The following is a 20,911-nucleotide window of genomic DNA, read 5'->3' as shown; positions in this document are numbered from 1 at the left end:
TATCTAATATATACAAAAGGGGTTTTCTTATGAAACCAATTATATTAGGACTTGCCGGAGCAATGTTTTTTGCAGTCACCTTTGTTGTTAATGCTTTAATGGAAGCGCAAGGAGGCCATTGGGTATGGAGCGCGTCCCTGCGTTATCTATTTATGATCCCTTTCCTCTTATTAATTGTAATTATTAGGGGCAATTTGCGCCCCCTACTTCAGGAAATGAGAAACCGTAAAGTAAAATGGCTGTTGTGGAGCTTCGTTGGATTTGGCCTTTTTTATGCTCCCCTATGTTTTGCAGCAGCCTATTCTCCGGGATGGTTAATAGCCGGAACTTGGCAATTTACAATCATCGCTGGAACTTTACTGGCTCCTCTTTTCTTAGTTAAAATTCACATATCTGGGCAAACCGTAATACAAAGGCAACGTATACCTATTAAAGGCTTATTGTTCTCAACCATTATCTTAGCTGGAATAGCCCTTCTTCAACTTGACCACTTAACCGATGTTACTGTTCCCACATTGCTTCTCGGATTAATACCGGTTTTGATAGCAGCTTTTGCCTATCCCCTTGGGAACCGTAAAATGATGCAGGTTTGCGAAGGTCGTCTAGACGCATATCAACGCGTGCTTGGGATGACGATTTCCAGTCTCCCGCTTTGGTTCGTTCTCTCCATTTATGGTTTCTCGACAACTGGGTTGCCTTCTAACTCTCAAATTTATCAGTCTTTGATAGTTGCCATCAGTTCCGGAGTGGTAGCGACTGTTCTATTCTTTATGGCGACCGATATGGTCAGAAACAACATGTCAAAACTTGCTGCTGTTGAAGCAACACAATCTATGGAAGTCATATTTGCATTAATAGGTGAATTTTTTCTATTGAGCATCGTATTTCCTTCACCAATCGCATTAATTGGCTTAATCATGGTAATACTAGGAATGGGAATACATAGTTTCGCTTCACACAATGAACAAAATTCAGAAAATGAAAAAAGCGTCATGCATATGAATGCATGACGCTTTTAATATGACCCCTACGGGATTCGAACCCGTGTTACCGCCGTGAAAGGGCGGTGTCTTAACCGCTTGACCAAGGGGCCTAATACTGGCGGAGAAGGAGGGATTTGAACCCTCGCGCCGGTGTTACCGACCTACACCCTTAGCAGGGGCGCCTCTTCAGCCACTTGAGTACTTCCCCAGTATGGCTCCGAAGGTAGGACTCGAACCTACGACCATCGCATTAACAGTGCGGTGCTCTACCACTGAGCTACTTCGGAACAATGGTGGGCCTAAGTGGACTCGAACCACCGACCTCACGCTTATCAGGCGTGCGCTCTAACCAGCTGAGCTATAGGCCCATTATTGGAGCGGGTGAAGGGAATCGAACCCTCATCATCAGCTTGGAAGGCTGAGGTTTTACCACTAAACTACACCCGCAATATGGTGGGTCAGGACGGAATCGAACCGCCGACACTTAGAGCTTCAATCTAATGCTCTACCGACTGAGCTACTGACCCACATATTTATAAAAATGGCGGTCCCGACCGGGATCGAACCGGCGATCTCCTGCGTGACAGGCAGGCATGTTAACCGCTACACCACGGGACCATTTGGTTGCGGGGGCAGGATTTGAACCTGCGACCTTTGGGTTATGAGCCCAACGAGCTACCGAACTGCTCCACCCCGCGATAATAATATTTAATAAGATTGTCCACTCATTTTTTAAAAATGGAGGAGGAAGAGGGATTCGAACCCCCGCGGGATTTGACTCCCCTGTCGGTTTTCAAGACCGATCCCTTCAGCCAAACTTGGGTATTCCTCCGTGATAAACATTGAATGGTGGACCTTGCAGGACTCGAACCTGCGACCGGACGGTTATGAGCCGTCTGCTCTAACCAACTGAGCTAAAGGTCCTAAAAAAGTGGCGGCAGAGGGGATCGAACCCCCGACCTTACGGGTATGAACCGTACGCTCTAGCCAGCTGAGCTACGCCGCCAGGATCTTTAAATAGTATAGTTGGTGGAGCCTAGCGGGATCGAACCGCTGACCTCCTGCGTGCAAGGCAGGCGCTCTCCCAGCTGAGCTAAGGCCCCATAAAGTGGTCGGGAAGACAGGATTCGAACCTGCGACCCCTTGGTCCCAAACCAAGTGCTCTACCAAGCTGAGCTACTTCCCGACTAAATAGGATGATGACAAAAATATGGCGCGCCCGAGAGGACTCGAACCTCTAACCGCTTGATTCGTAGTCAAGTACTCTATCCAATTGAGCTACGGGCGCATAATATAAAATTTTATAAAACAGTTGGTGCCGAGGACCGGAATCGAACCGGTACGGTAGTCACCTACCGCAGGATTTTAAGTCCTGTGCGTCTGCCAGTTCCGCCACCCCGGCGGGGCATTGGACAGATAAAAAATTGGAGCGGAAGACGGGGGTCGAACCCGCGACCTCCACCTTGGCAAGGTGGCGTTCTACCACTGAACTACTTCCGCTTGGTGCGGGTGAAGGGAGTCGAACCCCCACGCCCGAAGGCGCTAGATCCTAAGTCTAGTGCGTCTGCCAGTTCCGCCACACCCGCGTGGCAATTATGAAATTAAAATGGTGAGCCATGAAGGATTCGAACCTTCGACCCTCTGATTAAAAGTCAGATGCTCTACCAACTGAGCTAATGGCTCAAACATGAGTGGTGCCGGAGAAAGGACTTGAACCCTCAACCTACTGATTACAAGTCAGTTGCTCTACCAGTTGAGCTACTCCGGCATGGAGAAAAAATGGTGGAGGATGACGGGATCGAACCGCCGACCCTCTGCTTGTAAGGCAGATGCTCTCCCAGCTGAGCTAATCCTCCGTATGTATGCCCAGCGACGTCCTACTCTCACAGGGGGAAACCCCCAACTACCATCGGCGCAAAAGAGCTTAACTTCCGTGTTCGGGATGGGAACGGGTGTGGCCTCTTTGCCATCATCACTGGACTATAAGGTTTTTGAAAGACAAGTTTTATTATACCAACTCTGGTGAGTTTTACAAGTCTTTTTTTGCCAGAAGGCAAAAATTCTTGTTCTTTCAAAACTGGATAAATCGACATTGGGGAAACTTGCGTTTCAGTTTGTTGGTTAAGTCCTCGATCGATTAGTATTCGTCAGCTGCACGTGTCGCCACGCTTCCACCCCGAACCTATCTACCTCATCGTCTTTGAGGGATCTTACTTGCTTGCGCAATGGGAAATCTCATCTTGAGGGGGGCTTCGTGCTTAGATGCTTTCAGCACTTATCCCGGCCACACATAGCTACCCAGCGATGCTCTTGGCAGAACAACTGGTACACCAGCGGTGTGTCCATCCCGGTCCTCTCGTACTAAGGACAGCTCCTCTCAAATTTCCTGCGCCCGCGACGGATAGGGACCGAACTGTCTCACGACGTTCTGAACCCAGCTCGCGTACCGCTTTAATGGGCGAACAGCCCAACCCTTGGGACCGACTACAGCCCCAGGATGCGATGAGCCGACATCGAGGTGCCAAACCTCCCCGTCGATGTGGACTCTTGGGGGAGATAAGCCTGTTATCCCCGGGGTAGCTTTTATCCGTTGAGCGATGGCCCTTCCATGCGGAACCACCGGATCACTAAGTCCGTCTTTCGACCCTGCTCGACCTGTCCGTCTCGCAGTCAAGCTCCCTTGTGCCTTTACACTCTGCGAATGATTTCCAACCATTCTGAGGGAACCTTTGAGCGCCTCCGTTACTCTTTAGGAGGCGACCGCCCCAGTCAAACTGCCCGCCTGACACTGTCTCCCAAGCCGCTAAGGCTTGTGGGTTAGAAGTTCAATACAACCAGGGTAGTATCCCACCGACGCCTCCCCCGAAGCTGGCGCTCCGGGTTCTCTGGCTCCTACCTATCCTGTACAAGTTGCACCAAAATTCAATATCAGGCTACAGTAAAGCTCCACGGGGTCTTTCCGTCCTGTCGCGGGTAACCTGCATCTTCACAGGTACTATAATTTCACCGAGTCTCTCGTTGAGACAGTGCCCAGATCGTTACGCCTTTCGTGCGGGTCGGAACTTACCCGACAAGGAATTTCGCTACCTTAGGACCGTTATAGTTACGGCCGCCGTTTACTGGGGCTTCGGTTCGCACCTTCGCTTGCGCTAAGCACTCCCCTTAACCTTCCAGCACCGGGCAGGCGTCAGCCCCTATACGTCACCTTACGGTTTTGCAGAGACCTGTGTTTTTGCTAAACAGTCGCCTGGGCCTATTCACTGCGGCTCTCTCGGGCTGTAACACCCTACCAGAGCACCCCTTCTCCCGAAGTTACGGGGTCATTTTGCCGAGTTCCTTAACGAGAGTTCACTCGCTCACCTTAGAATTCTCTTCTCGCCTACCTGTGTCGGTTTGCGGTACGGGCACCTCCCGCCTCGCTAGAGGCTTTTCTTGGCAGTGTGAAATCAGGGACTCTGAGGTAAACCTCTTGCCATCACTGCTTGATGTTATCTAGAAACGGGATTTGCCTCGTTTCTCATCTCACAACTTGGACGTGCACAACCAACGGCACGCTCACCCTATCCTTCTGCGTCCCCCCATTGCTCAAACGGCGGGGAGGTGGTACAGGAATATCAACCTGTTGTCCATCGTCTACGCCTATCGGCCTCGACTTAGGTCCCGACTAACCCTGAGCGGACGAGCCTTCCTCAGGAAACCTTAGGCATTCGGTGGACGGGATTCTCACCCGTCTTTCGTTACTCATACCGGCATTCTCACTTCTAAGCGCTCCACCAGTCCTTCCGGTCTGACTTCAACGCCCTTAGAACGCTCTCCTACCACGGACATCTACGATGTCCATCCACAGCTTCGGTAATCCGTTTAGCCCCGGTACATTTTCGGCGCAGTGTCACTCGACCAGTGAGCTATTACGCACTCTTTAAATGATGGCTGCTTCTAAGCCAACATCCTGGTTGTCTAAGCAACGCCACATCCTTTTCCACTTAACGGATATTTGGGGACCTTAGCTGGTGGTCTGGGCTGTTTCCCTCTTGACTACGGATCTTATCACTCGCAGTCTGACTCCCAAGCATAAATCACTGGCATTCGGAGTTTGTCTGAATTCGGTAACCCGGGATGGGCCCCTAGTCCAAACAGTGCTCTACCTCCAGGATTCTTATCTTGAGGCTAGCCCTAAAGCTATTTCGGAGAGAACCAGCTATCTCCAGGTTCGATTGGAATTTCTCCGCTACCCACACCTCATCCCCGCACTTTTCAACGTGCGTGGGTTCGGGCCTCCAGTAAGTGTTACCTTACCTTCACCCTGGACATGGGTAGATCACCTGGTTTCGGGTCTACAACTGCATACTCACTCGCCCTATTCAGACTCGCTTTCGCTGCGGCTCCGGCTTCTCACCTTAACCTTGCATGCAATCGTAACTCGCCGGTTCATTCTACAAAAGGCACGCTATCACCCATTAACGGGCTCTAACTACTTGTAGGCACACGGTTTCAGGATCTATTTCACTCCCCTTCCGGGGTGCTTTTCACCTTTCCCTCACGGTACTGGTTCACTATCGGTCACTAGGGAGTATTTAGCCTTGGGAGATGGTCCTCCCGGATTCCGACGGAATTTCTCGTGTTCCGCCGTACTCAGGATCCACTCTGGAGGGAACGAACTTTCAGCTACGGGGCTATTACCCTATCTTGCGGACCGTTCCAGGTCGCTTCGCTTAATCCGTTCCTTTGTAACTCCGTATAGAGTGTCCTACAACCCCAGAAGGCAAGCCTTCTGGTTTGGGCTGATCCCGTTTCGCTCGCCGCTACTTGGGGAATCGCATTTGCTTTCTCTTCCTTCAGGTACTTAGATGTTTCAGTTCCCTGAGTCTGCCTTCTCATGTGCTATGTATTCACACATGGATACTGCTCCATTACGAACAGTGGGTTTCCCCATTCGGAAATCCCCGGATCACAGCTCACTTACAGCTCCCCGAGGCATATCGGTGTTAGTGCCGTCCTTCTTCGGCTCCTAGTGCCAAGGCATCCACCGTGCGCCCTTATTAACTTAACCACTGAGGGTCAAAAAAAATAAGTTGATCGCAAAGCGATCACGCTACTTGATGCTTGTTTCTTAATCAATGTCGATCTATCCAGTTTTCAAAGAACAAGTTTGAAAGTCAATCCTTGCGGAGTGAACCTTCAAAACTGAACGCAAAACGTCAACCCGATTCGTGAGAATCGGTTCCGATATTATCCTTAGAAAGGAGGTGATCCAGCCGCACCTTCCGATACGGCTACCTTGTTACGACTTCACCCCAATCATCTGTCCCACCTTCGGCGGCTGGCTCCCGTAAGGGTTACCCCACCGACTTCGGGTGTTACAAACTCTCGTGGTGTGACGGGCGGTGTGTACAAGGCCCGGGAACGTATTCACCGCGGCATGCTGATTCGCGATTACTAGCGATTCCGGCTTCATGCAGGCGAGTTGCAGCCTGCAATCCGAACTGAGAACGGTTTTCTGGGATTGGCTCCCCCTCGCGGGTTTGCAGCCCTTTGTACCGTCCATTGTAGCACGTGTGTAGCCCAGGTCATAAGGGGCATGATGATTTGACGTCATCCCCACCTTCCTCCGGTTTGTCACCGGCAGTCACCTTAGAGTGCCCAACTGAATGCTGGCAACTAAGATCAAGGGTTGCGCTCGTTGCGGGACTTAACCCAACATCTCACGACACGAGCTGACGACAACCATGCACCACCTGTCACCGCTGTCCCCGAAGGGAAAGCCTAGTCTCCTAGGCGGTCAGCGGGATGTCAAGACCTGGTAAGGTTCTTCGCGTTGCTTCGAATTAAACCACATGCTCCACCGCTTGTGCGGGCCCCCGTCAATTCCTTTGAGTTTCAGCCTTGCGGCCGTACTCCCCAGGCGGAGTGCTTAATGCGTTAGCTGCAGCACTAAGGGGCGGAAACCCCCTAACACTTAGCACTCATCGTTTACGGCGTGGACTACCAGGGTATCTAATCCTGTTTGCTCCCCACGCTTTCGCGCCTCAGCGTCAGTTACAGACCAGAAAGTCGCCTTCGCCACTGGTGTTCCTCCACATCTCTACGCATTTCACCGCTACACGTGGAATTCCACTTTCCTCTTCTGCACTCAAGTCCCCCAGTTTCCAATGACCCTCCACGGTTGAGCCGTGGGCTTTCACATCAGACTTAAAGGACCGCCTGCGCGCGCTTTACGCCCAATAATTCCGGACAACGCTTGCCACCTACGTATTACCGCGGCTGCTGGCACGTAGTTAGCCGTGGCTTTCTGGTGAGGTACCGTCAAGGTACCAGTAGTTACTTGGTACTTGTTCTTCCCTCACAACAGAGTTTTACGATCCGAAAACCTTCTTCACTCACGCGGCGTTGCTCCGTCAGACTTTCGTCCATTGCGGAAGATTCCCTACTGCTGCCTCCCGTAGGAGTCTGGGCCGTGTCTCAGTCCCAGTGTGGCCGATCACCCTCTCAGGTCGGCTACGCATCGTGGCCTTGGTGAGCCGTTACCTCACCAACTAGCTAATGCGCCGCGGGCCCATCCTGCAGTGACAGCCGAAACCGTCTTTCCGTGCAGCCTCATGAGAGGCCGCAAACTATTCGGTATTAGCACCGGTTTCCCGGAGTTATCCCGATCTGCAGGGCAGGTTGCCCACGTGTTACTCACCCGTCCGCCGCTAAGATAATGGAGCAAGCTCCACTATCTCCGCTCGACTTGCATGTATTAGGCACGCCGCCAGCGTTCGTCCTGAGCCAGGATCAAACTCTCCATTATAGAGTAGTATTGATTGCTCAATAGTTGCTGGCGTATCGCCGTCTAAAAGACGCGCGATTCGCTTGATCTGCCGAAGCTGATCAGTAAGTTTGCCGCGATCACTCGCGGCTGTATTGTTGACGTTTTGCTGTTCAGTTTTCAAGGTTCATGTTGTGCGCCTTGTTTTGGCGACTTGATTACTATATCCTTTTTAAAACCCGATGTCAATACTATTTCGAAATATTTTTACCGGCTTGTTTCGAGGACATTTACAACTATAAACCGCCTGTTAAGAAAAATCAAGAGCTTTTTCGAAAAAAGATTTTTCTAATTCTTTTATAATCAGTAACGAAAAATAATAACCCTGCAATTACGATGCTCCCACCAGCAATTTGTGATTTACTAACCATTTCTCCAAGTATAAAATACGCCAAGATCGCTGCGCCAACAGGCTCAAACAAAATAGCAATGGAAATGACGTTTGTACTCACCCACTTCACTGCCCAATTAAACAAAGTATGTCCAAGAAGATTAGGGATAAGAGCTAATAGAAGAAACCACATCCACTCTTCTTTAGGATAAGGACCAAATGACTCTCCCTTAGCAATAATATAGAAAAATAGCGTTACTGTACTAAAACCATAGACAATAAATGTATATGTTACTAAAGATAATCGTTTCCTTACATCTTGGCCGAATAATAAATATGCAGTAATCAATGCACAAGCAATGAGCGCCAATATGTCGCCAAATAAAGCACTTCCACTTACCTGAAAGTCTCCATAAGCAATTACGACACTCCCCGTAATTGCAACTATCCCAGATATTAAGGTTTTTGCAGAGAGGCGCTCCTTAAAGAAAAAATATGTGCCGGCAAATGCAAAAAGGGGCTGCAATGTTACGAGAACTGTAGAACTCGCTACAGAAGTATAATTAAGTGATTCGAACCAAAGAATAAAATGAAAAGCCAAGAAGATGCCAGCGATTGCTGAAAATACCCAGTCTCTTCTATTTAGTTTCTTTATTTCAGGCAGATAGCTATAGAGGAATACAGGAGACATTAATAGAATAGAGAATAACATTCGGTAAAAGGCAGTGACACCTGCATCAGCTGTTGTCATTTTTACAAAGATTGCAGACATCGCTACTGAGATAACTCCAATCAAAATGGGTATATAAGGATGAATCGTAGGTTTTTCCATTCGGCACCTCTACTGCATTAGATTTTAACATCACTTTTCAGTTTGCCATTTGCCGGCTCCACATTCAACCGCAAAGTGAATGGAGGTTGTGATCTTGGAATTTTTCAGCGCTCTCGAAATCTCTTCATTCGAGACATTTATGAAATTAACGATTGCCGCCGTTTTAAGTTTAGTTATAGGGTTGGAAAGGGAATTAAAAAGGAAGCCTGTCGGTTTGAAGACAAGTATGGTCATTGCCACATTTAGCTGCCTGTTGACTATTATTTCAATTGAATCTGCTTATATTGCAGAGTCGAGCAGCAATGAAGGTGTAAACATCACAATGGATCCGCTACGACTTGCAGCACAAATTGTTTCAGGTATCGGGTTTCTAGGAGCCGGAGTTATATTGAAGCGAGGGAATGATTCCATTTCAGGATTAACCACAGCAGCAATGATTTGGGGGTCTGGCGGAATTGGTATTGCCGTAGCCGCCGGCTTTTACATTGAGGCGTTGACCGCTGTCTTGCTAGTTCTTATTGGCATCGAAGTGATACCTCCCCTCCTTTTTCGTTTTGGCCCTAAGCGTTTAAGACAAACAGAAGCTAGACTGACTATTTTTGTTTCTGGAGAGGAAGCTATCAGTGAAGTGTTGGAAGAGCTTAAACACAGCGGTATGACCATTGAAGACTTGTCGATTCTTCATCCTGAACAGCAAAATGGAAATTTGTATTACAAACTTTCGATTCGCATGTCTTACGCACATGGAAAAGAAACCATCGACCTGTATAGGGAGATTTCTTCTATTAGTAGCGTAAAACAAGTGGATATCGAAATGATTAATTAAAGGGGGAATTTTTTTGGGAGAATTTTTTGGATTGTTAAAGGGAGGAAATAAACCATCTCTTTATGCAGCACTTATTAATACGTTTATTGCTATTATGAAAGGCGTTGCCTTTACTTTTACCGGAAATGTTGCCATGTTCGCAGAAACAATGCACTCGATCGGTGACGCGGCAAACCAATATTTTGTTTTCATTGGCTCTGCATTATCGAAAAAAGCTCCAACCAAACGGTTTCCGAATGGTTTTGGCCGCCTGTTAAACTTAGTTTTGCTTGCAGCCGTTCTTATTGTGGGAATCATGGCTTATGAAACCATTCGTGAGGGCTGGCACCAGATGTTGCACCCGGTTGAAGCTGAAGGCTTTATTATTAGCGTTGTCGTCCTATCGATTGCAATTTTACTTGAATTGTTTGTACTATACAAAGCTGGCAAAGAAGTTCTGCATGAAGCTGGTGTGAAAGGCGGCGCCCTTGCCCCGCTTACTACAAGTTTCACACATTTAAACCGTGCAAAACCAGCTACTAAACTTGTTTTCTTAGAAGATCTAGTTGCAACTTCTGGTGGTTTGCTGGCCCTAATTGCTGTCCTGGTCGCACATTATACCGGATTCCTGCAAATTGAAGGCGCAGCATCCATCGCAATCGGCTTGATGATGTTCTACGTCGTGACGAAAATCTTCTTGGATAATGCACGTGGTGTCATTGGAGAAACGGATGAACAAATGGTTAACCATATTGCACATCTCCTTTCCGATCGACCTTCCGTCAAAGACATCCGTGAACTGGAAGTAGTCAAAGAGGGTGAATTCCTTCACGTTGAAACCTTAGTGGAGGTTGACCCGAACCTGACCGTCAAAGAAGCGGACGAGTTGCAGAATCGTTTGGCTGAACTTATTTTGAGCCAGCCTAGCGTAGATGATGTAATCGTCTCACTCGATGCAGACGATGGTGAAAAACACTGGGTGCATGTAAGCAAGCGCCCCGACTCATTGAAGAAACCCGAATAAAAAAAATCCCGATGCCTAAGAGGCATCGGGATTTTTTCTATATTACAACGAAGCTTGTAGAATTTTTTCTACATCTTCCCCGTTCAATTTATTGAAATTGCCGAACTCGCCATAGACTAATGTTTTGTCAACGATGTCCGAGAAACGGGAATCATCGATGTCGTAATCTTTCAGGCTGCTTGGAGCCCCAATCGACGTCCAGAATTCAACGAGACGGTCGATTCCTTCGTTTGCGATTTGTTCTTCAGATTTGTTTGACGGGTCGACTCCGAACACGCGAGTAGCCATCTGTGCAAATCGCGCTGGATTGACTGGTACATTGTGGCGCATCCATTGCGGGAATAGAATGGCCAAGCCGCCTGCATGTGGAATGTCGTAAATCGCAGAGACCGCATGCTCGATATTATGCGATGCCCAGTCTCCGTTATAGCCCATTTGCAGGAAGTTGTTAAGACCCATCGTTCCGGCAAAAAGAATCGTTTCACGGTGCTCGTAGCTTTCAAGGTCTTCCATGAGCTTCGGAGCTGTCTCAATCACTGCACGCAGCACGCCCTCGATCATCTGGTCCTGTACCGGTGTATTCGTTGCATTGTGGTAATACTGTTCAAACATGTGCGACATCATGTCCACCACGCCGTATACTGTATGGTCGCGTGGGACGGATTTCGTGTATGTTGGGTCCAAAATAGAGAATTTAGGGAATGTTAACGGGCTGCCCCAGCCGTATTTTTCTTCTGTTTCTTCATTCGTGATAACAGAACCGGCGTTCATTTCAGAGCCTGTTGCTGCTAACGTCAAGACTGTTCCGAAAGGCAATACTTCTTCAGGCGTTGCTTTGCGTGTAACAAAATCCCATGCATCGCCATCGTACTTAGCTCCTGCTGCAATGAGTTTCGTGCAATCGATGACAGAACCGCCGCCAACTGCTAGCAGCATATCGATATTCTCTTTTTTGCAGATTTCAATTCCGCGTTTTGCTGTTGAAAGGCGCGGGTTTGGCTCTACGCCAGAAAGTTCATGGATTTCAACGCCCATGTCATTTAGTGTGGCCATAACTTCGTCGTAAAGGCCGTTTTTCTTGATGCTGCCTCCGCCGTATACAACCAATACTTTTTTGCCATAATTCGGCACTTCGTTTTTCAATGCTTCCAATTGCCCTTTGCCAAAAATCAATTTGACTGGGTTATAGAAAGAAAATGCGTTCATCTAATCTCCTCCTCCGATATACGTTCAGATTTCATTATGAATTTTCAATCCTGAAAAAGCAAAACATTGAGCATAAGAAAACCGCTCGGCATCAGCCGAGCGGTTGTTTTTTATACCCATCCACGGAAGCGTGAGGCTTCTGCAGTTCTTCTTGCACCAACCATATAAGCGGCAAGGCGCATGTCGATATTGCGGTTAGTAGCTACATTGTATACGTTCTCAAAAGCTTCCACCAATTTCTTCTCGAGCTTCTCGTCAACTTCTTCCTGCGTCCAGTAATAACCTTGGTTATTCTGCACCCATTCAAAGTAAGAAACCGTAACACCGCCTGAACTCGCAAGCACATCAGGGACCAGCAAGATTCCGCGATCTGTCAAGATTTTCGTTGCTTCAGCCGTTGTTGGCCCGTTTGCAGCTTCGACTACGATAGAAGCTTTGATATCGTGTGCATTTTCTTCTGTGATCTGGTTGGCGATTGCTGCCGGCACCAGGATATCACAGTCGATTTCGAACAATTCTTTATTGGTGATGGTATTGTCGAAAAGCGTTGTAACGGTACCGAAGCTGTCACGACGGTCGAGAAGGTAATCGATATCCAAACCTTCTGGGTCGTGCAGTGCACCGTAAGCATCGGAAATACCAACGACTTTGGCTCCTGCATCGTGAAGGAACTTCGCCAAGAAGCTGCCTGCGTTGCCGAATCCTTGGATAACGACGCGTGCGCCTTTCATGTCAAGTCCGCGTTTTTTCGCTGCTTCATTGATCACGATCGTAACGCCTTGTGCAGTTGCTTTGTCACGGCCTTGTGAGCCGCCCAGCACAATCGGCTTACCTGTAATGAATCCTGGTGAGTTGAATTCGTCAATCTTGCTGTATTCGTCGAACATCCAGGCCATGATTTGCGAGTTTGTGAATACATCCGGCGCAGGGATGTCCTTGTTCGGCCCGACAATCTGGCTAATGGCGCGTACATAGCCACGGCTCAGCTTTTCGATTTCGTGCATGGACATTTCGCGCGGGTCGCAAATGATGCCGCCTTTACCGCCGCCATATGGCAAGTCCACGATTCCGCATTTCAATGTCATCCACATGGAAAGCGCGATAACCTCGTCGCGGTTCACATCAGGGTGGAAACGAACTCCCCCTTTAGTTGGGCCGACAGCGTCGTTATGCTGCGCACGGAATCCCGTGAACACTTTGGTTTTCCCATCGTCCATCCGGATCGGGATACGCACTTCCAAGATCCGCATCGGTTCCTTCAGAAGTTCATACATCGAATCTTCGTATCCAAGTTTATCCAATGCAATTTTAATGACATCCTGCGTTGACGTCAACAAGTTCAAGTTTTCAGCCATTGTTTAGTTTCGCCTCTTTGTATTTTAGTAATTACTCGCATCTAGTGTAACATGGCAAACTTTCATTTGCCACATCGATTGTTATTTTGTGAACACTTGGTGAATGCGCTCAAGTGCCCAGTCTAGCTCTTCTTTCGTGATGATCAATGGTGGTGCAAAACGGATGACTGTATCATGCGTTTCTTTGCACAAAAGCCCGAGTTCTTTTAGCTGTTCGCAGTATGGGCGCGCAGCTTCAGTCAATTCCATCCCGATGAACAAGCCGCGTCCGCGGACTTCTTTGATTACAGGATGGTCTAGTTTTTTCAGTTCATCCATGAAGTAAGTGCCGAGCTCCTGCGAGCGTCCAGTGAGGTTTTCATCTTGGATGACTTGCATGGAAGCGATGGATACGGCGCACGCTAACGGATTGCCGCCGAAAGTGGAACCGTGTGAACCTGGGTTAAAGACGCCAAGTACTTCATGGTCTGCAACAACACAAGAGATCGGGAATACTCCGCCACCAAGTGCTTTCCCAAGAATGTACATATCCGGATCTACATCTTCCCATTCGCAAGCGAACATTTTGCCGGTACGTGCAAGGCCGCACTGGATTTCGTCAGCGATGAACAAGACATTGTTTTCTCGGCAAAGTTCGCGCGCTGCTTTTAAGAAGCCTTTTGGCGGCATGATGATCCCGGCTTCGCCTTGGATCGGCTCGATGAGGAAGGCTGCAGTGTTTGGCGTAATGGCATTTTTCAATGCTTCCAAATCACCAAACGGAACGATGTTGATGCCAGGAAGCATCGGGCCGAAGCCTCTGCGGTATTCAGGATCAGATGAAAGTGAGACGGCAGTCATCGTCCGGCCATGGAAGTTGCCTTCGCATGCAATGATTTCTGCTTTGTTTTCTTCAACGCCTTTAACGTCGTATGCCCAGCGGCGTGCGGCTTTGATGGCTGTTTCGACAGCTTCCGCTCCCGTGTTCATCGGCAAAGCCATTTCTTTCCCTGAAATCTTGCAAATCATTTCATACCATGGCGCCAATTGGTCGTTGTGGAAAGCGCGCGACGTCAAAGTCACACGGTCGGCTTGGTCTTTCAATGCCTGAATGATTTTCGGGTGGCGATGGCCTTGGTTCACTGCCGAATAAGCAGAGAGCATGTCCATGAATTTATTGCCTTCTGGATCCGTGACCCATACGCCTTCCGCCTTCGAGATAACGATTGGCAGTGGATGGTAGTTCTTTGCCCCGTACTGTTCTGTTTTTTCAATAATTGACTGTGTTTGTGTCATTCCAAATTCCTCCTTAAATTAAGGCGAGACCCGCTGAGCCTGAAAGTTTCGTGAAATATTGCCTCTAGATGAATGCGCTTAACGGTACCTTTTTTAAAAAAAGACAGACACGAAGTCTGCCTTTTGCGCATCATTATACCATTAAACGAATAATTAAAACATCTCAGAAGTTGTTTGAGCTTGCATGTGAAGAACCAAGTAGTCTGGTCCGCCTGCTTTTGAGTCAGTACCGGACATGTTGAATCCGCCGAATGATTGATAACCGACGATTGCGCCTGTGCAGCCGCGGTTGAAATACAAGTTACCAACATGGAACTCGTCGCGTGCATACTCAAGGTGTTCACGGTTGTTGGTGATGACGCCGCCAGTCAAGCCGTATTCTGTGTTGTTGGCGATATCAATCGCTTCTTTGAAATCTTTTGCTTTCATCAAGCCAACAACCGGCCCGAAGATTTCTTCCTGCATGATGCGGGCTTGTGGATCCAAGTCAGCGAAGACTGTTGGGTTCACGAAGAATCCTGTGGAATCGTCGCCTTCTCCACCAGCAACTAGGCGGCCTTCGCCTTTGCCAATTTCGATGTAATCCATGATTTTTTTGTATGAGTTTCCATCAATGACAGGACCCATGAAGTTCGACTGGTCAACTGTGTTGCCGATCGTTAGTTCATTTGTCAATTCCACTACGCGCTCAAGTACTTCGTCGTAGACATCTTCTACGATGACAGCACGTGATCCGGCAGAACATTTCTGTCCGCTAAAGCCGAAAGCGGATTTGACGATGGATTGTGCAGCAAGCTCAAGGTCTGCGTTGTTGTCGACGACCATTGTGTTCTTGCCGCCCATTTCAGCGATCAAGCGTTTCATCCAGATTTGTCCTTCATTCACTTTCGAAGAACGTTCTGCGATGCGCAAGCCCACTTCTTTTGAACCTGTGAATGAAATGAAGCGAGTGTTCGGGTGGTCGACCAAATAGTCGCCGACTTCAGCTCCCGGTCCAGGAATATAGTTGACGACGCCTTTTGGCATGCCTGCTTCTTCCAATACTTCGATGAATTTATAAGCGACAACCGGAGTAGTTGAAGCTGGCTTCAATAGTACCGTGTTCCCTGCTACCATCGCTGCCACTGTTGTACCCGCCATGATCGCGAATGCAAAGTTCCACGGAGAGATGACGACGCCGACGCCAAGTGGGATATAGTCATAGCGGTTGTATTCGCCAGGGCGGCTTTCCATTGGCATGCCGTCTTTGAGGCGCAGCATTTGGCGGCCGTAGTATTCTAGGAAATCGATTGCTTCTGCAGTATCTGCATCTGCTTCATTCCAAGGCTTGCCTGCTTCTTTAGTAAGTAGCGCAGAGAATTCGTGTTTACGGCGGCGAATGATCGCAGCTGCCCTGAACAACACATCTGCACGTACTTCAGGTTTCACTTTTTTCCATGTTTTAAAGGCAGCGTCCGCTTCTTGCATAGCTTTTTCTGCGAGTTCTTTATTTGATTTGGAGACGCGCCCAACGATTTCTTCTTTATCCGCCGGATTGAATGAAACGATTTTGTCTTCAGTCGTTACGCGTTCTCCGCCGATAATTAGCGGGTAATCCTGGCCAAGGTATCCTTCAACCGTTTTCAGGCCTTCCAAGTATGCTTTGCGATTCTCCTCGATCGAGAAATCTGTGAATGGTTCATGTTTGTAGGGAATCATTGGGAATCCTCCTTCTAATTGAGCGAGCGCAAAAAAAATTTGCACTCTTAATCTGTTTCCACTTATAATAATGCAAAAGATTGTTGCGTTTTTCAAGCATTTTAATCTAAAAAGTCAAAATAATTTTGAGGTGATGGCCATGAACGAACAGCAAATAGACTTGGCCCCTTTTTATAAATTCGCTGGAGATCACGTGGCTGTAGGGATACACGCTATCGACAGCAAAGGGAAAACCATTTTATATAACCGCAAGATGCGGGAAATCGAAGGCTTTGATTTTCAGGAATTAACGGACCGGTCGCTTTTGGAGATGTTCCGTTTCGACCAAACGCAGAGCACATTGCTTCAAGTGCTGACGAGTGGAACCCCAATATTGAATATCAAGCAAACCTATTGGAACCGTAAAGGGCAGGAGATCACCACCATCAACGACAGTTATCCGGTCTTTGAAGGCGAAGTGCTGATCGGCGCGATTGAACTCGCACGGGATGTCACGACCTTGGAGCGGGTTATCTACCAGCCATTAAAAAAGTACGAGGAACCGATTACATTCGCGAGCTTGACTGCCGTATCGGCGAGCATGAAAAACATTATTGCCCGTGCAGAAAAAGCTGCCGCCGCCAAACTTCCGGTATTATTGGTCGGTGAATCCGGAACTGGCAAAGAGCTGCTCGCAGAAGCCATCCATTCCGCCCATGCTTCTGAGCTTCCAATGCATATTCTGTATTGTCATGGTACCGATAGCCGGTTGATTGATGAGTTGGATAAGGAAATCGAACGCATGCAGCACGGCACGATTTATTGTGAGCGCATCGACTTGTTGCCGCGCGCCTTGCAGATGCAATTGCTTGAAGTGGTTGAACGGCATGCGGCAGGCGATTGTTATTTTGTTGCAAGCGTCGGTGACGATCCCGTCGAGCTGATCTCTTCTAATACTCTAGTAAAAGATTTATATTATTTCTTCTCGGCCATGACCATCAAAGTGGAACCATTGCGCCGCAGGAAAGAAGACATCCTGCCGTTTGTCGATGATTATTTCTCCAGGCACCGCATGAAAGTCGGATCGGTCATACGCTCTTTGTCAGAAGAAGTGGAGAAATTATTCCTCAGCTATGACTGGCCGGGCAACCTGAAAGAACTCGAATTGCTGTTGGATGAAATCACGTCGCTCGTTACGACACAGGAAGTAGTGACGGCTTCCATGCTCCCGCACCATTTCAAGCTAAAAACCCAAAGCGGGTCGCTTCAGCCGGAGGATTTTCTGGTCCGCTCCGATAAGGACTTGCTGCCGCTCGAGGAGTATTTGCAGGAAGCGGAAATGTACTATTTGGAAAAAGCGATGGATCTATACGGAGGCAATGTGACAAAAGCAGCCCAGGCGCTTGGCATGAGCCGCCAGAATCTTCAATACCGTTTGCGGAAAATCAAAAAAAACGCACAATCGACTTAACGTCGGTTGTGCGTTTTAATATGCTTATTGGCCGGAACGTTTGATCCATTCCTGCATTTTGTCTTTCAAGGAGTTGAATCCTTCAGAATCATTCTCATTCACGTGTGATTGAAGAGATTGACGTGGTTTTTCGCTTTTTTGAGCTGCCGGCGGCTGTTCTTGCAACGCGCGGATCGACAAGCTGATTTTTTTCGATTTAGCATCGACGTCCAATACTTTCACGTCTACTTCCTGTCCAACAGACAAGTATTCGCTGACTTCTTTCACATAACCGTGCGTAATTTCTGAAATGTGGACAAGTCCTTGTGTTTGGTCGTCAAGTGCAACGAATGCACCGTATGGCTGGATTCCTGTTACTTTGCCGGAGACTTTATCTCCTGTTTGATACGTTTTTGTCATAGTTAACCGCTCCTAGTCTTTATCTAAATTACTGTACACCTATTGGCATCTGTATATTATAGCACAGGTTCCTTATAAGAGTAAAATCAGTAACTAGGAAACAACTCGAAGCGCCATCCATCGGGCGTTTTCTTCATATTCAAATGTTCGGACCATTCACTGGTGTCCTCTATTTCATATAAAATTTCAAGACTGGCATCCACTTCATTTTCGATATTTAAATCCGTTGCCGTGAATGACACTGACCTCAAATTATCGAAACCTGCGACTTGATGACTTCCGGCAAAATTGCGCCAAAACTCGATTTCCTGACCCTCGGTCCCGGGGGCCAGCAAGGCATTGGCGACCGCTGCGTCTTCTTGATCGATTGCATGCAATAAGGCATAGGTGACGACGAGCGGCGACGTATTTTTAGGCAGTTTCTCTTGATTCGCCAATGTTTTAAACGCCTCCATACCCTGTTTCTGCAACTCCGGATCCGGCGCTTGAGAGAATTCTTGCTGCTGGTATTGAACGAGCCAGATACGGTCCCGCTCCGTCACTAAAGCCGGTTGCAGCGGATTGGCACGGTGGAATCCGATATCTTGCTCTTCGTACATCACCATCGGTTGGATCATCACTTTCTTGTAGATGCGCTGCGTCATTTCTTGCTGAATTTCTACCCAAAGTGCATTTTCCGTCAATTCAGGAATCTGCTCCCAGTCTGCCTTATACTTCTCCAGGCTTGGCTTAAGTTTGCTGTCCGCCAAAAGATGATACATCGTTGCCGGGTCTTTCTCCTGGTTGGCATAAAAATAAAGGAAGTAAATATCCAGCGGTTGCACGCCGGCTAGCAAATCCATATCATAGGATTGTTTGAAACGCGCATACAGTTCCTTGACGCGATCGTAATCGAAGTCCGCCAAGTCTACCAATTCCGACTCTAATGGAAAATCACCGTTTGGCAAGGTTGAACTCAGCTGCCCTTGCTGTTCCAGCTTGAGCATCTTCAGGCTGTCTCCATACTCCAAGCGATCCAAAGAGTCGGATTGCTGCCAGCCGCTGTCTTCCATTTCATCGATCACCGGCACTAAGATTGCAGCCAATGGGTCATAAAGGGTCAGCATTTTCCAAAGTTCGCGGATTTCGGGTTTGACAACACCTTCTGCATAAATCTCCTGTTCCGCGCCTTTGGTGATTTGCCAGACGGTTTGCTCATATATGACTTCGATTTCGGCCTTTAGTTCACTATCGGTCGGTTCTTCGACCAACACGTAGAGCATCTTGTAAAATTCGTGGGAGAGTTGGAATGGCTCTATAAGCCAGCCTTGCTCATCAAAATAAGGGTAGTAAGAAAAAATTTCCAGATACATACTCGCAAATGGGTGCGACTGGAATTGCGGAAGCCATTGCAATGATTCCGTATCCTTCGTCAACAAATGCATCCTGTCAGGATCTGACAGACGGAAGCGCAGCCCGTATTCTGGCCATGCAGCAAGCAATTGCTCCAGTTCAGCAGATGCGTCCGGGATATCTTCTATTAATAACTGCGGCTCGCCATAATGTTCGGATGCAGCGGGTAATTGTTCTTCGTTATTTTTTAAAATGTTTTCTGCAAAATCCTGCAGTTCATTTGTTTTCATCAAATACAGTTCTATAAAACGGTCCATTTCATCGATTGGCATATGGCCTGAGTTCGCTAAGGATTCGCCCATTCCTTTCGGCGTTTCGATCATCCAGATCAACTCTTCCATCTGTTGAGTGAAAAGTTCCGCGTCGTCTTTGTGCTGTTGCAGCTCGCTGCGGCTGAACAGCTCGTCTTTTTCTTGATCGGCGTTAGCTACAAAGGTGAACTCCGCAAATTGCCCTTCTTCCACCCCTAAGCGTTGTTTGGCATTTTCCCTCGTTTCCTCGTATTGCTGTTCCATCTCATCTGCCATTTCCTGCGTCAGCTGCCCTTCTGATGCTTCCGAGGCAGATGGCAGGCGGAAGCTGTCGAAGAAAAAGGATGCCCCGACGACTCCGGCAAGCAAAGCGATCGATGCTGCAACAAGCCAGATGGCCGGTTTTTTCACTTTCGGTACTTGCTCTTTTTGCTGTTCATCAATAACCGGGCTTTCTTCAATCGGTGCTTCCCGATCTGGAAGCTTGACCCGCTTGATGGATTTAGCCAGGAATTCGAGCCGTTGCGTCAGTTCTTGTTGATCTTCTATGGCCAACTTTTTTGCCAATTCGCTTTTTGCGCTGTCTATGTAACCGAGCATCTCTTGTTCTTCCAGTTGCAGCACTCGTGATGCAAAAGATATTTTATGGCCATTTACCAAATGGAGAACAGCTGCCATGCGCTTATTGACCGGAAGTGATTGCAGCGCCAAATGGCTTTCACGATCTTCTTGAAAGCCAATCAAATTGCCGTCGTTTTGCAGATCGGGAAATTGCGCTAATTGCGCTGCAGCGGCACGATAGAGATTTATCTCCTGATCGCCCGTAATATCCGTTTTAACTACACGTTCCTGGACCTGCCTGGTAAAGACATCCGTCTGTTCGGCCGCCATGCCATTTTGATAAGCAAATCGCCTGAGCGCTTCTATCAGTTGGGCCATGTCCCGTTCATCGTTTCGACTATTCCCGCTTACTGGATTGCTGTTTTCATCCATCTCTCCATCAGCTCTCTTTCTCGTGAATTTCCTTTTATTTCTATTATACAGAAGAATTTCATGGTATTTTTAAATAATTCTATTTTTTTCTGAAAGGCTCGTGTAAAAT

Annotated in this window: 11 protein-coding genes, 20 tRNA genes and 3 rRNA genes; 4 read left to right on the top strand and 30 right to left on the bottom strand. The window is 48.0% G+C overall.

Annotated features, from left to right (window positions below):
• Positions 1-29: 29 nt before the first annotated feature.
• Entirely contained in the window at positions 30-1,010 is a 981-nt protein-coding gene (locus AUC31_RS04675) for a DMT family transporter (protein WP_058381167.1), read from the top strand.
• 11 nt (positions 1,011-1,021) lie between these two features.
• On the opposite strand, the gene AUC31_RS04670 is transcribed toward AUC31_RS04675, so the two are convergent.
• The 24 genes from AUC31_RS04670 to AUC31_RS04555 form a co-directional block, all read right to left on the bottom strand.
• Positions 1,022-1,093, bottom strand: a tRNA-Glu gene (locus tag AUC31_RS04670).
• Positions 1,094-1,099: 6 nt separating this feature from the next.
• A tRNA-Ser gene (locus AUC31_RS04665) sits at positions 1,100-1,191 on the bottom strand.
• Between the two features lie 4 nt (positions 1,192-1,195).
• Positions 1,196-1,270, bottom strand: a tRNA-Asn gene (locus tag AUC31_RS04660).
• A 4-nt stretch (positions 1,271-1,274) separates the two neighbouring features.
• Positions 1,275-1,351, bottom strand: a tRNA-Ile gene (locus AUC31_RS04655).
• Between the two features lie 5 nt (positions 1,352-1,356).
• Positions 1,357-1,430, bottom strand: a tRNA-Gly gene (locus AUC31_RS04650).
• Between the two features lie 4 nt (positions 1,431-1,434).
• Positions 1,435-1,510 (bottom strand) — tRNA-Phe (locus AUC31_RS04645).
• Positions 1,511-1,525: 15 nt separating this feature from the next.
• Positions 1,526-1,601 (bottom strand) — tRNA-Asp (locus tag AUC31_RS04640).
• Between the two features lie 3 nt (positions 1,602-1,604).
• Positions 1,605-1,681 (bottom strand) — tRNA-Met (locus tag AUC31_RS04635).
• 41 nt (positions 1,682-1,722) lie between these two features.
• A tRNA-Ser gene (locus AUC31_RS04630) sits at positions 1,723-1,815 on the bottom strand.
• Between the two features lie 15 nt (positions 1,816-1,830).
• Positions 1,831-1,907: transfer RNA gene (locus AUC31_RS04625), tRNA-Ile, on the bottom strand.
• Positions 1,908-1,915: 8 nt separating this feature from the next.
• Positions 1,916-1,989: transfer RNA gene (locus tag AUC31_RS04620), tRNA-Met, on the bottom strand.
• A 21-nt stretch (positions 1,990-2,010) separates the two neighbouring features.
• Positions 2,011-2,086: transfer RNA gene (locus tag AUC31_RS04615), tRNA-Ala, on the bottom strand.
• A gap of 6 nt (positions 2,087-2,092) precedes the next feature.
• Positions 2,093-2,169 (bottom strand) — tRNA-Pro (locus tag AUC31_RS04610).
• A 25-nt stretch (positions 2,170-2,194) separates the two neighbouring features.
• Positions 2,195-2,271 (bottom strand) — tRNA-Arg (locus AUC31_RS04605).
• Between the two features lie 25 nt (positions 2,272-2,296).
• Positions 2,297-2,385: transfer RNA gene (locus AUC31_RS04600), tRNA-Leu, on the bottom strand.
• Positions 2,386-2,408: 23 nt separating this feature from the next.
• Positions 2,409-2,483, bottom strand: a tRNA-Gly gene (locus AUC31_RS04595).
• Position 2,484: 1 nt separating this feature from the next.
• Positions 2,485-2,569 (bottom strand) — tRNA-Leu (locus AUC31_RS04590).
• A 21-nt stretch (positions 2,570-2,590) separates the two neighbouring features.
• Positions 2,591-2,666 (bottom strand) — tRNA-Lys (locus AUC31_RS04585).
• Positions 2,667-2,675: 9 nt separating this feature from the next.
• A tRNA-Thr gene (locus AUC31_RS04580) sits at positions 2,676-2,751 on the bottom strand.
• Positions 2,752-2,763: 12 nt separating this feature from the next.
• Positions 2,764-2,839 (bottom strand) — tRNA-Val (locus tag AUC31_RS04575).
• Between the two features lie 8 nt (positions 2,840-2,847).
• Positions 2,848-2,963, bottom strand: a 5S ribosomal RNA gene (rrf, locus tag AUC31_RS04570).
• 137 nt (positions 2,964-3,100) lie between these two features.
• A 23S ribosomal RNA gene (locus AUC31_RS04565) occupies positions 3,101-6,033 on the bottom strand.
• Positions 6,034-6,222: 189 nt separating this feature from the next.
• Positions 6,223-7,773 (bottom strand): 16S ribosomal RNA (locus tag AUC31_RS04560).
• The 16S, 23S and 5S rRNA genes sit together here with 20 tRNA genes alongside, the layout of an rRNA operon.
• Before the next feature lie 278 nt (positions 7,774-8,051).
• Positions 8,052-8,954 (bottom strand): DMT family transporter, encoded by a 903-nt coding sequence (locus AUC31_RS04555; protein WP_058381168.1) that lies wholly within the window; start codon positions 8,952-8,954, stop codon positions 8,052-8,054.
• Between the two features lie 94 nt (positions 8,955-9,048).
• On the opposite strand from AUC31_RS04555, the gene AUC31_RS04550 reads away from it, so the two are divergent.
• Together AUC31_RS04550 and AUC31_RS04545 are read left to right on the top strand one after the other, a co-directional pair.
• Positions 9,049-9,780 (top strand): MgtC/SapB family protein, encoded by a 732-nt coding sequence (locus AUC31_RS04550; RefSeq protein WP_058381169.1) that lies wholly within the window; start codon positions 9,049-9,051, stop codon positions 9,778-9,780.
• 13 nt (positions 9,781-9,793) lie between these two features.
• Entirely contained in the window at positions 9,794-10,783 is a 990-nt protein-coding gene (locus AUC31_RS04545; protein ID WP_058381170.1) for a cation diffusion facilitator family transporter, read from the top strand.
• Positions 10,784-10,825: 42 nt separating this feature from the next.
• On the opposite strand, the gene AUC31_RS04540 is transcribed toward AUC31_RS04545, so the two are convergent.
• The 4 genes from AUC31_RS04540 to pruA all read right to left on the bottom strand — a co-directional run bounded on the left by AUC31_RS04540 (position 10,826) and on the right by pruA (position 16,317).
• The gene (locus AUC31_RS04540) at positions 10,826-11,989 is read right to left on the bottom strand and encodes an iron-containing alcohol dehydrogenase (protein WP_058381171.1); all 1,164 of its coding nucleotides are present in this window, start codon (positions 11,987-11,989) and stop codon (positions 10,826-10,828) included.
• 110 nt (positions 11,990-12,099) lie between these two features.
• The gene (locus tag AUC31_RS04535) at positions 12,100-13,344 is read right to left on the bottom strand and encodes a Glu/Leu/Phe/Val family dehydrogenase (protein ID WP_058381172.1); all 1,245 of its coding nucleotides are present in this window, start codon (positions 13,342-13,344) and stop codon (positions 12,100-12,102) included.
• Between the two features lie 81 nt (positions 13,345-13,425).
• The gene (locus AUC31_RS04530) at positions 13,426-14,619 is read right to left on the bottom strand and encodes an ornithine--oxo-acid transaminase (protein ID WP_058381173.1); all 1,194 of its coding nucleotides are present in this window, start codon (positions 14,617-14,619) and stop codon (positions 13,426-13,428) included.
• Positions 14,620-14,772: 153 nt separating this feature from the next.
• On the bottom strand, positions 14,773-16,317 hold the full coding sequence (pruA, locus tag AUC31_RS04525; protein WP_058381174.1) for an L-glutamate gamma-semialdehyde dehydrogenase: 1,545 nt from the start codon (positions 16,315-16,317) through the stop codon (positions 14,773-14,775).
• Positions 16,318-16,456: 139 nt separating this feature from the next.
• On the opposite strand from pruA, the gene AUC31_RS04520 reads away from it, so the two are divergent.
• Entirely contained in the window at positions 16,457-17,767 is a 1,311-nt protein-coding gene (locus AUC31_RS04520; protein ID WP_058381175.1) for a sigma 54-interacting transcriptional regulator, read from the top strand.
• 24 nt (positions 17,768-17,791) lie between these two features.
• Here AUC31_RS04520 and yugI read toward each other — a convergent pair whose 3' ends face one another.
• Both yugI and AUC31_RS04510 read right to left on the bottom strand, forming a co-directional pair.
• Positions 17,792-18,166, bottom strand: coding sequence for a S1 domain-containing post-transcriptional regulator GSP13 (gene yugI, locus AUC31_RS04515; RefSeq protein ID WP_058381176.1), 375 nt, complete (start codon positions 18,164-18,166; stop codon positions 17,792-17,794).
• Between the two features lie 86 nt (positions 18,167-18,252).
• A complete protein-coding gene (locus AUC31_RS04510; protein ID WP_157073459.1) occupies positions 18,253-20,748 on the bottom strand; it encodes a hypothetical protein in 2,496 nt (831 codons plus the stop codon).
• Positions 20,749-20,911: the final 163 nt, after the last annotated feature.

It is taken from the genome of Planococcus rifietoensis (genome assembly GCF_001465795.2).
Taxonomy (GTDB): domain Bacteria; phylum Bacillota; class Bacilli; order Bacillales_A; family Planococcaceae; genus Planococcus; species Planococcus rifietoensis.
The sequence above is the reverse complement of the archived record's forward strand: the minus strand, read 5'-3'. Positions and strand labels throughout refer to the sequence as shown.